The sequence below is a fragment of the Paraburkholderia sp. GAS206C genome, from assembly GCF_050435645.1.
GTDB classification, from domain to species: domain Bacteria; phylum Pseudomonadota; class Gammaproteobacteria; order Burkholderiales; family Burkholderiaceae; genus Paraburkholderia; species Paraburkholderia phenazinium_B.
Window position 1 is genome coordinate 1 of record NZ_JBNDKR010000013.1, and the last position, 12,265, is coordinate 12,265.

Genomic DNA, 12,265 nt, shown 5'->3' on the forward strand with positions numbered 1-12,265 from the left:
TCGGAGAACTCTGCGCCACAGGGGTTGCCGCCGCCGTCGCCAACGCGGTCTACGACGCCATCGGCGTGCGGGTGCGCGAATTACCGATCACACCCAATAAGTTGATGGGCGGTTTGTAGAAGCTGCCGGTTCCCCGATATGGACATGGGGAGCACGGAGGCCGTTGCGACCCGCCCGCCGTTAGCGATTCATTCCATCCATCTTGAGCGCATCCTTGAAGACCTTCTCGCGTCGCCGAAGACCTGACGGCGCGCCGTTACTTGCGACTGTAAGGGGTGTGTCCCGCCTCGGTGTAGGGCAGAGTTATGCGCGCTCATGTGGACGCCTGCAGAACCGGAGCTTCAGCGCTCACGCGCCAAGACGTAGTTTGCGGCGTTTCTGCCGTTCGACTTGACGCAAAGCGGACCTTCAACCCACCGTTCAGGACGTTGCACGCAGAGCTTAGGGCCGCGCCGAGGCCGCACCCTATTGACGCCTGTCATCGAGCCTTTTATGCAGATAGTGCCGCTCATGTTTGCCGCTGAACTGCTCAAGCAGCTATTGATTCTGGACAGTCCGAGCGGGCGCATCGAAGGGCCGCATAAACTGAACCCAAGGGTCTATCAGTCGGCAAGGTGGATCGACGATGTTCCTAGAATGCGCGAAACAAATCGTCTTTCGGATACGGTAGTGCCAGTTCCGGCATATCGTGCCTTCCGAAATACTGGGTGGACTTGGTTTCGGAATCGGTGGGCACTCCGGAGCCGCCGATGATTTTGCATTGAAACAGCGTCACTACGTACTCGACATGATCGCCACTTGGATATGTGTATCGGAACGACCGCCCGCCGAACACGCCTAGAATGCTGTGAATGCAAACAGCATATCCTGTTTCCTCCATTACCTCTCGGACGATTGCTTCTTGCGGGCTTTCTCCCAATTCAATTCCGCCGGCTGGCAAACTCCATGCCTCACCTGATGACTTTTCCTGAAGGAGCAGTTTGCCTTCGTGATCGTGAATCACGGCTGCAACGGAGGGACTCAATATCAAATCACTGCCAACCTTTTTCCTCAGCCGACTGATGTAGCTTTCGTTATCATCGTGCAGCGACACGTTCGTCCCCAAATGAGTTTGTAGCTGTCCGATTGTCGGCGATTTGTGAGAGGCCGTCGACCGTCTCTTCATGGCCGGGTTGCTCTTGCGGTTGGGGCGGTCCATTTGGTCAGCGCCAACGACCAGTAATCAGGTGTCCGCGCTAAACATTCTGGATTTTGCTCATGGCGGACGCGGAGCGGCAGTTGACATGTTTATTTCGCGTCCCGGAGATCGCTGCCCAGTAAGCTTTCGCGGCAGTCCGTGTGGAACTGGTCCGCGAGTTGACGATTTGAATGTCGCAAAGTTGACAGGATTATTGCGTACTACGCCAGACGGGTGGCCTTCAATCATCCACGGTCAAAGTGGCGAAAGAACAGATATAGGGAGATTGCGGCAACTAGCCAAAACACAGCCTTGACAATCGATGGAGTCGTGCCCGTTCCGAAGCGCCGGCTATACCAGAGGCTTAAGCTCTCAAGCGCCATGCCCGAAACCAGCGCCACGGCGATGTACACCACTACTCCAACGACTGTCACTCTTCCTGTTTCATGGTACCCAATGACGATCCCTATCAACGTCGCGGGGATCAAAAGAGATATGGTTCGCTTGAATGTTTCCGCCAGCATGGCTTCCTCTAGGGCTCTTGAGTTCTCGCAAGGTTTTACCGTCGGCTACATCATTGGAAGACAGTATTTCGCTCGCTTGCATATTTCGTCTTCGCGCGCTGATGGAATCGCAGCCCAGAACGCAAGCACGGGCCATCACGTTCGCACCGGAAATCAAGGTCGCAGGTTCCTCGCCACATCTTGGTCCGGGAATGGGGAAAATAGTCCGGACGTTGATCAGGCTGCCTGTCTTGTTCTCAATGACATGGCCGCCCCGGTCTTCGGGAGCGCAAGCAGGACGATAAGGGCAAGTATCCCTACCGCAGGTATCGCCAGCAGACTGCCTTCCGGGCCCGTTGCCCCGCCGCTAAACCAGCTGGGTCCGATTGCCTGGCTGGTCAGAAAATGACCTGAGACCATTCTCCCGCTATCCGCTGCGCCGAATAAAAAGGACTCGCTCCAGTCCCACGCGGCATGCATGCCCGCGGCCCACCAGAGCGACCCTGTGCGCCAGATCGCGAAACAGGCAACCAGACCGAACAGCACTACCTGGACGAGACCGAGAATGCTTTCATTGGGATTGAATGCGTGGACGAAGCCAAACGCCAAGGAAGTCCGGACGGCTGCGGCAACGGCGCCGACGTCCCGAGCGAGCCTGAAGAACACGTAGCCTCGGAAAATCAGCTCTTCGGACCACCCGACCAGTATAAACACGAGCGCCCAAAGCATTCCCGACGCGATCGGCGAGCCGCCGAGGCTTTCCATGCGCGTGACGTTCGCGCCTCCGGTCAGAACCAAAGCGGCCATCGTCCCAGACAGTGCCAGTGTGCCTGCCAACAGTCCGAATCCGAAGTGAACGGTGCGGTGTCTTGCGTCCAGGCCGTAAGCGAGCCAAGGCTCCTTCTCGAACCCGCTGATGACTTTGGTCGCAACCAGCGCCGCGCCGCAGAAAATCACTCGCATCAGTAATTCGTGACCAGGTGTCATTGTTGCACCGTGAACGCGCAACGAGTAATGAAAAAGGTATGCGATACCCGCTACGGTCGACGTTACCAGCAGAAAGACCGCATAGAACAAGCGGATGGAGCGCCGGGTACGTAAGCGCCCATGAACTGCGAGGCTGGACGAAATGCGATTCCGAAAAGAATGGAGGGCGTTCCGAATGGGATTGTTTTTCATGTGCGTCTTGTTTTTTGTCGAAAAATTCAACCATCAAGTTTTGCGTTTTACTGATCGCTGGTCCTCCATCAGCGCGCTGTAGTTATCTAATGTTTGCTTGTGCCTTCAGGCAGGCGGTGTTTTCATGGTTGCGGAGAGGTCAGTCTATGGCATATCACCTAGGGCGAGCGGATAGTTGCTGCACAAAAAAATGGCTATACCTGCCAAAGCTTCCATGTTGCTGCTAGGAGGCGGAATTGCCCCGCTCTTTAGCTCACATCGGAACGACATGACGCGGTATATACGACAGTGACAAAATTGCGTGCCATCACCCCGCCAAATTCCAAGTCCGCAATGCGCTCTAGCCTTTTCATCAAGATTTCCCTCTCTGTCTGAGGCAATTGAGCCACAGGGGAGAAGGTGCTCGTCAGTGCCAGTACCTGACTCGTCGTCTGGGTCGTTGTCCAGTGAATAAGTTCATGGGATACAGATGCAAATCCTGCCCCCCGCAATTGGGCCTTACGCGTCTCTGCATCCAGAGCAAACGGGACTTGCGACTCACTACCGTGCGAAGGGCTGCGCCAAAGATTCGCGAACAGGGAACGAGTCCTGCACTGGAACTCATCTTCACGCGAGGAATCCCCAAAAATTGTCCACCACATGGCCCATTGACCGCCCGGCTTGAGGAGTCGTTTGGCCTTAGCAAGAGCACTTTCCTGCTCCAGCCAGTGAAACGAAGTCGCGGCAATACCAAGGTCAAACTTCTCGTCCGAGAAATCCACGTCTTCGAACGCTGCTATATGAAGAGAGAGGCGGCCTGGTGTCTTTGATTTGCACTTCGCGAGCAGCACCTCGGCGAGACGGTTATCTGGCTCAATGGCCGTTACCGCACAGCCAAGGTCGAGTAGTCTTTTGGTTGCTTGTCCCGTGCCTGGACCAATTTCGAACACCCGGGTCGACGGGGTCGCCCTGCAAGTCGTCCGCAGGATGTCATAGACGCGAGCAGGGTAATCGGGACGACCTTCAGCATAACCGTTGGCATCGTTACCGAAAACCGTGCGTCCCGCAGACTGTTCTATCCGTTTTGACGAGGCGAGCATTGCCGACCCTTCCTTAATAGCGCTGGTTTGTGGACGATTGTCAGCGATTCAGGTGACCAGTGTCGACTGGCCATTAGTGGCCGATCCCTGTCTCATGCATGCTGCATGGATTGCCAGCAGCTCAGACGGCTGCGTTCGGCAGCAGGCGACCCGGAGCGGCCAATTAGACTTGAGCCGCGAATGTCCGCTTGGCAACTGCCATGAGACGTTCTGCGGCCACCATACAGCCATTGTGATCGCTCATCCGAGCATCACATCCTTGATATGCTGCGGTAAAGTCGGCTGTGCGGTGCCCAGGCTGAGGGAGCGTGTCTACGGCACTCGTCATTGACGGCATGGCAAAGTGCGCCCACATCCCGCATCGCCTATACCCAACAAATCAATATGAGAAGCAAACTTCACATCGGGCTGGCAACGATAATAGCAATAAGCATCGGAAGCGCGCATGCACAGCAATCCGCGCGTTATGTCCCGGCCAAAACCATTCCGTGCCAATATGGCCTACCGCCCGGCGCTCTGCACAAACTGCCGCCGCAAAGCTTGCGCTCCGCTGTCCGAGTATTTCTCAATGTACAGGGTAAGGTGGAAGACGCTGTGCTAGAGCAATCATCTGGCGATGTGACCTTTGACCGTCTCGCGGTACGCGAGGCACGGCTGGCTGTTTGCAAGCCGTTTTTAGATGTGGACGGGAACGCTATCCCAGTCGAGACTAACTTCCTGTTCACCGTCACCTCAGCGGAATTTCGTCCTGACGTGTCATCCGAGACGTTCGCGGCAAAGGTCGAGCGCCTTGTTCGAGCCAACATTGTGTGGGACGGACGGACCGACCATCTGAGAACAACAATTTCAGTTCGCTGCTCTCCTAACGGCAAGTTATTGTCAGCAACAATAGTCCGGTCAAGTGGGAATCCAGAATGGGATGCAGTTGCGCTTAGCGCGGTCCAACACTCGGACCCGATGCCGCCCGACTTGGACGGAAAAACGCCAAAGAACTTCAGGGTGACGGTTCAGCCCGGACCTGCTTAATCCTTAAACGCGTAGCGGTAGGCGGCCGTAGATGCGCCTGATGCTTCGCTTTGGGTTGACCGGCAGCGTCGCTAACGTTGCGACCACCTTTGGCCCAATGGCAGTTGCCGGTCAAATTTCCGCCATCCGAAAGAGCGCACCAAGTGTCCCTTCATGGCCGAACTCGGGCCGACGGCGAACGGCCCTGATCGCACTTCAACGGTCCTTCGCGTTGCTCGAAAGCAGCCATTCACGGGCCAAAAACCTCCGGCATCGTGATGCGTTCCAGCGTCACGCCGGCGGCGAGCAACGCGTCTCTCTGCAGCACTACGCTTTGCGACCGGTCCGATTTCGACACCCCGATATAACCGGCCAGATCATCGGACAACCCCGCCTGAAAACTTGCGGCAGCATGATTCGCACACGTGTCATCACGACCCGGCAGAGCGCTGCAAATCCGTAAGCCTCACCTGGGGAAGGACAACTGTCTGGATGAAGCGACCGGCTGCCCTATAGCTAGTAAGGGTAAGCGGCCTGATACCGGCGCCGTCCGCCGCGGGGAGTTGCACCACGAACTGGCCAGGGTCGGTCAGAGCCGCCGTATCGAGGCCCCACTGCGTAGATGTCGCCCGACATCTCGTTTGCGGCGCGCCGATCGAAGCGCCGGCGGGATCGAGCGCCGATGCTGCGATGCACTTTGAGCTATTCGTGGCCGGAAAACAATAGAGGTCGACGACCTGGTCATTGGCGGGATTGAGCCGTGTTTCGCATACGCCGAAACCGGCAACCTTTTGCGGGGTGCCGAAGGGCAGCGCGGCGTTAACGGTTGCGACCGGGGCATAGGAGTTTAGTAGATAGGTCAGAGACAACCGCCCCCGTGTGTTCTTGAATTTCGCGAATACGTCACTCGGAAGATTGACCGCTTGATAGTTCGACGTGCGGTCATTGCTCGTGCCGTCGAAGGTATTGCCCAGGAGGTTGCTGACCTGATGGGGCGGATAGGCAGACGCGACCGATATGATGCCGCTATATAACGGCTTGCCGTCGTTACTGGCGATACTAAGGATGACTCTATTGATCGTGACTATACGGTTCGGGTCGACCACCACCTTAAGCGGAACGTAGATGACAGGGTCGCCGAGCTGCTGGGCCTTGCCGATCACCTCGGCCTTGGACTGGTCGTCGAACGACAGGCGGATCGGGTCGCCCGTCGTCACTTTGCCGTAATCAGTGAAGCGTAGGATCAGATGGCCTGCTAATGTCGGTGTGAACATCACCGTAATCGCGCAAATTGTTGCCACGGCGAGGACGCCACGCGAAGTCGTCGTGTTCCGGCGGCTGTATTGCAGGCCAAGGATGAGTGCGCTCGCAATAACAAGGATAGCCATGAGCGCTAGTTGAACAGGCCAGTTGTCAAGGTCAACCATCCCGCCATCGGTCACTATGAAGCCGGCAATCCATATCAGAAAAATCGCGAAAACGATGCCTGCGGCCTGGGACCAGCTAGCGGTAATCGTGCCGACGGCTAATGCGGGCAAACCGACACCGATGAATATGACGAGCGCCGTATAGGCCGATGCACTGATTGCCGGCTGCGTATCTAGCCCATGTATAAGGCCGACGCCAAGGTCGAAAACAAAGGTCGGCAAGAAGGTCACGAGGGCGGCGAAAGCAATTTTATCTAGCGCGAGGTCGCTTCGACGGATCGGCCGGATCAGCCAGTCGTCATTGTTCGACACAACGGGGTCGCTCTGTACGACCACAATGATGGCGAAGCCTGCCACCACAGCGAACGCCAGATCGCTGAACGTGTGTAGCAACACCAATTCCAGTGGCTCAGCGAAGATCCCCATGTGCAGGATGATCCAGACCGCCGCGATTTTCAGAGCCAACACCGCTGCTACGTACGGCCAATTCAGTCTCAGATCTTTTTTCAAAATATGCAGCCACATATCATCTCCCCGTCATTTGTTCGGCCCGCGCGAACGCGGTAAATATCGACCTTAGGTCCATTGGCTCGGCCTGAACGAATTTGACGTCGCCGAATACGGTGGCCATTTCAGATGCCAGCTGATCTTCGGCGAACGCCGTATGCACAAAGCTCGCAACATTGCCCGAGGTACCGGGATCGATCCACGCCCTGGGCCAGGTATCGGGAGGACGGGCCGGCGATTGCAACGTGACGCGAATCGAGCGGACGCGCGCGTTCAGGACCTCGATCGATTCTTCGAACAGCAGGCGACCCTGGTTAAGAAAACCGACGTCGCTAACGAAACCCTCGATGTCGTTCAGTTCGTGCGATGAGATGAAGATAGTGAGGTCTTCAGCATGGCTCAGCACGCTTTCGACCAGGTCGTCGCGTACCAGCGGGTCTAAGCCGCTAAACGGCTCATCCAGCACCAGCAGCTTTGGTTTGAAGGCCAGGGCGGCAACAAGCGCGAGCTTGATACGCATACCATGTGAAAGGGCGCGGATTTTCCGCTCCATCGGCAGATTGAACCGTCTCAGCATGGCTTTTTCAAGCGCTTCGTCCCAATTCGAATAAAACGGTCTCACGTAATCGAGATAGGTGCCCACGGCCATTTGCCCAGGAAGCACCTGGTTCTCCGAGACATAGCCGATCTGGTTAAGGTGGCGGCTCGTGAGTTCACGTGATGGCGTGCCCATCACGGTGAGATCACCCCGCGTCGGCGCCAGGATGTTCATCATCATCTTGATCGTGGTCGTCTTGCCGGCGCCATTGGCGCCAATCAGCGCATAGACGCTTCCCTCATCGACCGAAAAACTCAGGCCGCTGAGCGCCTCAGACGGGCCGAAGCGCTTCTCGATATTGCGGGCCTCGATGATCATTTTTGTGTTCCCCTCGCTATGTCGATCTGGTTCCAACGCTCAACGATCGCGTCGAGCAATTCCGCCTGCGTCAGGCCGACGCGACGTGCGCCGACCACCAGTGCCTCGACTTCGTGCCCTAGCAGTTGCGCCTTTTCTCCCGGGCGCGCCTGGGGCGGCTCGCAGACGACTGTCCCAATTCCCGGCCGCGCCTCGAGCCAACCTTCGTGAATCAGGTGCTGGATGATCTTGTGAGCCGTGTTCGGGTGAATCTTCAGGTCCGCCGCCAACGCCCTGACCGACGGAAACTCCTGCCCCGGCAGGTAATCGCCGCTGATGAAGGCGCGCTTGGCGGCAAAGACCACGGCGTCGAATATCGACTGACCAGATTGCGGCTTGTAATCGAATGATGTCATATTTATAATGTGACACATGGTACACCAAAGTGTCAACGGGCCTTCGTCGTTGTCATGTACGTCGTTTTGGTCTGCTGGCGTCCGCGATTTAATGCTTCGGAACGATCCGGAGGATGCTTGATCTTCCTGCGCATAAGCATCGAAGATCGCACTCATCAGATAGGCGAGGTTTTCTAAAGTAAGAACCGGCCTGTTTGAAGCTGCAGTTCTGTCACCGGGCTGAGGTCCGGTATGGACCATATCAGCAGACGGCGGGGATAGATCAAATTGTTCACGATCTTCATTGCGGCTCCGAGGGTCCGTTTGTGGCTGATCCCTGTCTCATGCACGCTGCATGAATTGCCAGCAGCTCAGATGGCTGCGTTCGGCAGCACGCGGACCCTCAAGGGACATTCGGTTTTCTCCAAAGCGATCGTTCAACTGCTCAGAGAGCACGTTTCAACTGGTTCGTAAGCGCCGCTCGCTTCTCGGCAGATATCGCAACAGAGCATCCCTGGTATCAAGGGTCACGGCACTAGCACTCGTTCGTTCCATCGATCACCGTCATGCCAATATTCCCTACGATCATGCAGTCGATCAGCAAGGGAGCCACGCCAAATTTCAAAGTACGACGGCACGAGCCATAGACTTCCAATGCCGTCGGGGCATGCTGGAAGTTCGGCCAAACTGTCTTTCAGCGCTGCGATCTCATTCAGCAACTGCTCTCGCGTCTCGACTGGTGAACTCTGCTGACGAACTTGCGCATGGTAGACATCAACCAAACGGCTCTCCGGTGCGCGAGCAAGCCATTCAGCCCTCGTATGATCGGTCTGCGCAAGCGATGCATCGCCCCTGACGCGCACCTGAATCATCGCGACGGGCCAGAAAAACAGACACTCCCATTTTCCATTGCTTTGGAGTTGGCGAATTTTAGGGCTCTCCGCATTGACCGAAATTCTTATGCCCTGAGCGCCAACCTCTCGAATGGTAACGATGCGTGCTGCCGGACTTCCATTTCCGTCGACGGTTATGAACGAAGCATAAGGGGTACATGGATCTCCGTGACGGCGGGCCTCGTCAACCAGACGAGCCAGCTGCTGAGCAGGATCAAAGGTAGTCAATCGTTTGCTCCGTGGGCAAATACTTGTTCTTGTAGATCACAGTTCGTGCACCGCCCCGGATTCGTCAAAGTAATAGATGTTTTCGTGCTTGAATCCCCATCGGCCACCGTGCTGGCTGATGTGAGGTTCGAAGGTAAAGCACGCTACGTCGCCGAGACGGCGATGATTCCCGACTTCGATATACTGCCGGTCGTCTCTGTGTTGGCAAATGCTGTGGCCGACATTACCGAGAAAGTCGAGGTTTTCAAACCCTTCCTCACGAATCTGTTCATTGGCGAACTCGTACAGGTCGTGAAACGAGGTATCGGGGCGAACAAGCGCACGCATCGCCTGATGCAGACGGCGTTCAGTCTCATATCCGGACACGAACTCCGGGCTGGTCGGTTCTATGCGTGCGATGCCTTCTTCAATGTAGAACGACCGCGCACAGTCGCCCCATATCTCCCCACTTCGCGGACTTAGATCGACTGTCACAAGGTTTCTCAATCCGACAGGTTCGATGTCGGGCTCGTACGCCCGCCCCGACAATGAAACCTTGCTACGTGAACCCAGTAGAACAAACGCCGGGCAGTTGTAGTACCACGTGTCTGGATAACCGCGATCGGCAAGCATAGCCGCCGCTGTGGTTGCGATCGAAGTCTCCGTGGACTCGGGTGTTATGTATCCAACCAACCGTTGCAATACGTCTTTGGCCGCCGTTTGAACGGGTTGATTCACTGGGATCGGCAAGACAAGCTCCGTGGTATCGAGGTATGTATTCGCGCACATTCGACCGTGGATTGTCGGTGATTCAAGCATTCGTGTCGAACGCCCCTTCCTGGCCGGACCCCATATCATGCAATCAGCATATACGGCAGATGCTTCGCAATGCGACGACCGACGGCGTGCGACCCATAGCCTCTTTGGCGACCAAAATGGGGCAATCAATACTAGAAAGATCCCGAACGCGGGCATGAAGCCAAGCCTATGCCCAAATACCGCTCAGCCACCATCGGAATCTGCATCTGAAAAATAAAATGGACGATTGTCGAATATGGCGGTCGCCGTTCGTCAACCTGATGAGATGCTAAACATGCTCATAGAAAGGAGGGAAACCGTATGAAATTTCTTCTGACGTCCGGCGGCATCACCAACGCCAGCATCCACGCCGCACTTGTTGATCTGTTGGGCAAGCCGATCGCCGAGTGCAGCGCGCTCTTCATTCCTACTGCCATGTACGCCTATCCGCGACATGCTGCCCTGGCGTGGCAGGCGTTCGCTGGAAAAGCGCGAAGCCCGTTGTGCGAACTGGGCTGGAAGTCGCTGGGTGTTCTTGAGCTCACCGCACTGCCGAGCCTCTCTAAAAAAGATTGGATCCCCCTGGTGGAAGAGGCGGATGTCCTGTTGGTGTGGGGCGGTGACCCTATCTATCTGGCTGACTGGATGCGTCGTTCCGGCCTCGTCGAGCTATTGCCTTCACTGCGCGATGAACTGGTTTACGTGGGCGTTAGCGCCGGTAGCATGGCGGTGTCTTCGACATTTTCAGAAAACTACAGTCGGCCGCCCAGTGGTAATCGCGACGCGCTGACCTCTGAGAGCTTTTCGTTCTCAACATCAGAGGGCGAGGTCTCAAGCCTCCTGGTCACGGCCCACGGAGCAGGCTGGGTTGACTTTGCATTGATCCCGCATTTGGACAATCCGGATCATCCTGATGCCTCCTTGCAGAATGCTGAAAAATGGGCTGCCAGGATACCGGCGCCGGTCTATGCCATTGATGATCAGACTGCCATCGCAGTCACTAACAGTGCCGTCCAGGTTGTTTCAGAAGGTCAGTGGAAATTGTTTTTGCCGACTGCGTAGAGGGGCGCATGCGTGGCGGCGAAGAAAAGAAAGGGCGCTCTCTTCCAAAGGAAAATCCCTTGGTTAACTGGAGACGTTGAGCCGGCCGGCGTTGAGCAGCCACGATATTGCGCGGAGCTCTGCTTTCGACCCACAGGGGACCTTCAGATTTGCCGAAAGCTGCCGTTCACATAGCTTATAGGCTGCTCCGACGTATAAGATCGGTCGAGGCGAAAATTCAACACTCTGACTCGCTGCAGCGACTCAGAGTTGTCTTGGAGTGGGAATCCTCTTGAAAACAATCGTAAAGCGCTTCCTGTTAGCGCTGATCGCCCTGATGGCTTGCGTTCGTGGTGGAGTTGCGCTGGCAGAAACCCCATCTGACCAGTCCTTTTCTCCTGATCCAAAAATCCAGAAAATTGCGGAAGCCTACTCGCTAGACGCCGTCGACTTCTCCGCGAAACAGTTTGGAATAAAACTCGACTGGTCGGACGCGAGTATTGCAAATGTCGAAAAGGCCTTGGCGCAAATGAGTTCATCCTACGTCAGCACGAGTCCCAAGCCAACGGACGAACAAGTCATGTCATTTGCGAAAGCCTACGGAAGTTACGTCGGAGAGGTGTATCGCCGCAATCATGGTGGCGAATGGGGTATGGTCACCCTTGGCGGAAGCCGATTCCCGGGTCTGCGAACCACCTCAGGTTCCAGCTTCTGGCCATGGGGACGAGTATTCAATCGGATCACAAAGGGGACGGAGGACAACATCGCCGACTACTACGCGGCCCTATTGAAAAGGTAGCGGACGGCGCATCCATTCAACTTGGTCTTGAAGGTGTCAACGATTCAGGCCACGACGTCGAACGTCCGAAAGTGGCCGGTGGCTGTCGAATACGAACAGATGACCAAGATTTTTCGCGGCGCTACAATCGCACGCCGCGACGAAGCTGGAGGATGTATCTGCTGGCGACCCATGTGAAAAATGCGGCAAAAACTACTCCACCGGTACGGGAGAAAAGCGATGTGTGTCCCGGGGCGAATCCTGCTGCAATATAGAGACCTGCGACGCCAAATACAACGCATCCTGTGATTGCGAAGACCGACATAGAAGTTCTCGTTTTCATATGCGCTTAGTCCTTGAGGGAAGCCGCTACCGGCTGAT

General features: G+C 56.1%; 13 protein-coding genes. 3 read left to right on the plus strand and 10 right to left on the minus strand.

Annotated features, from left to right (window positions below; all coding sequences use genetic code 11):
• Window positions 1–631: 631 nt before the first annotated feature.
• From P3T20_RS31350 to P3T20_RS31365, 4 genes are all read right to left on the minus strand, one after another.
• On the minus strand, window positions 632–1,198 hold the full coding sequence (locus tag P3T20_RS31350; protein ID WP_429288840.1) for an NUDIX domain-containing protein: 567 nt from the start codon (window positions 1,196–1,198) through the stop codon (window positions 632–634).
• 224 nt (window positions 1,199–1,422) lie between these two features.
• Complete coding sequence (locus P3T20_RS31355; protein ID WP_074267276.1) at window positions 1,423–1,701, minus strand: hypothetical protein; 279 nt, start codon at window positions 1,699–1,701, stop codon at window positions 1,423–1,425.
• Between the two features lie 216 nt (window positions 1,702–1,917).
• Window positions 1,918–2,643 (minus strand): CPBP family intramembrane glutamic endopeptidase, encoded by a 726-nt coding sequence (locus tag P3T20_RS31360; protein WP_429288841.1) that lies wholly within the window; start codon window positions 2,641–2,643, stop codon window positions 1,918–1,920.
• Window positions 2,644–3,107: 464 nt separating this feature from the next.
• Window positions 3,108–3,938 (minus strand): class I SAM-dependent methyltransferase, encoded by an 831-nt coding sequence (locus P3T20_RS31365; RefSeq protein WP_429288842.1) that lies wholly within the window; start codon window positions 3,936–3,938, stop codon window positions 3,108–3,110.
• Window positions 3,939–4,265: 327 nt separating this feature from the next.
• On the opposite strand from P3T20_RS31365, the gene P3T20_RS31370 reads away from it, so the two are divergent.
• Window positions 4,266–4,964 carry a TonB family protein gene (locus tag P3T20_RS31370; RefSeq protein ID WP_429288843.1) on the plus strand — a complete coding sequence of 233 codons (699 nt, stop codon included), beginning with the start codon at window positions 4,266–4,268 and terminating at the stop codon, window positions 4,962–4,964.
• A gap of 229 nt (window positions 4,965–5,193) precedes the next feature.
• Here the strand turns inward: P3T20_RS31370 and P3T20_RS31375 are convergent, their stop codons facing one another.
• From P3T20_RS31375 to P3T20_RS31400, 6 genes are all read right to left on the minus strand, one after another.
• Window positions 5,194–5,331, minus strand: a complete 138-nt coding sequence (locus tag P3T20_RS31375; protein WP_429288844.1) for a hypothetical protein — start codon at window positions 5,329–5,331, stop codon at window positions 5,194–5,196.
• Between the two features lie 43 nt (window positions 5,332–5,374).
• Window positions 5,375–6,895 (minus strand): hypothetical protein, encoded by a 1,521-nt coding sequence (locus tag P3T20_RS31380; protein WP_429288845.1) that lies wholly within the window; start codon window positions 6,893–6,895, stop codon window positions 5,375–5,377.
• A gap of 1 nt (window position 6,896) precedes the next feature.
• Complete coding sequence (locus tag P3T20_RS31385; protein ID WP_429288846.1) at window positions 6,897–7,793, minus strand: ABC transporter ATP-binding protein; 897 nt, start codon at window positions 7,791–7,793, stop codon at window positions 6,897–6,899.
• Window positions 7,790–8,344: a GntR family transcriptional regulator gene (locus tag P3T20_RS31390; RefSeq protein WP_429288847.1), complete on the minus strand. Its 555-nt coding sequence runs from the start codon at window positions 8,342–8,344 to the stop codon at window positions 7,790–7,792. The genes P3T20_RS31385 and P3T20_RS31390 overlap by 4 nt, the downstream gene beginning before the upstream one ends.
• Before the next feature lie 350 nt (window positions 8,345–8,694).
• Window positions 8,695–9,288, minus strand: a complete 594-nt coding sequence (locus P3T20_RS31395) for a pyridoxamine 5'-phosphate oxidase family protein (RefSeq protein ID WP_429288848.1) — start codon at window positions 9,286–9,288, stop codon at window positions 8,695–8,697.
• Between the two features lie 36 nt (window positions 9,289–9,324).
• Complete coding sequence (locus P3T20_RS31400) at window positions 9,325–10,017, minus strand: M24 family metallopeptidase (protein ID WP_429288849.1); 693 nt, start codon at window positions 10,015–10,017, stop codon at window positions 9,325–9,327.
• Window positions 10,018–10,386: 369 nt separating this feature from the next.
• Here P3T20_RS31400 and P3T20_RS31405 point away from each other — a divergent pair, with 369 nt between their 5' ends.
• Window positions 10,387–11,127, plus strand: coding sequence for a Type 1 glutamine amidotransferase-like domain-containing protein (locus tag P3T20_RS31405; RefSeq protein WP_429288850.1), 741 nt, complete (start codon window positions 10,387–10,389; stop codon window positions 11,125–11,127).
• Window positions 11,128–11,398: 271 nt separating this feature from the next.
• The gene (locus P3T20_RS31410) at window positions 11,399–11,905 is read left to right on the plus strand and encodes a hypothetical protein (protein WP_090685957.1); all 507 of its coding nucleotides are present in this window, start codon (window positions 11,399–11,401) and stop codon (window positions 11,903–11,905) included.
• Window positions 11,906–12,265: the final 360 nt, after the last annotated feature.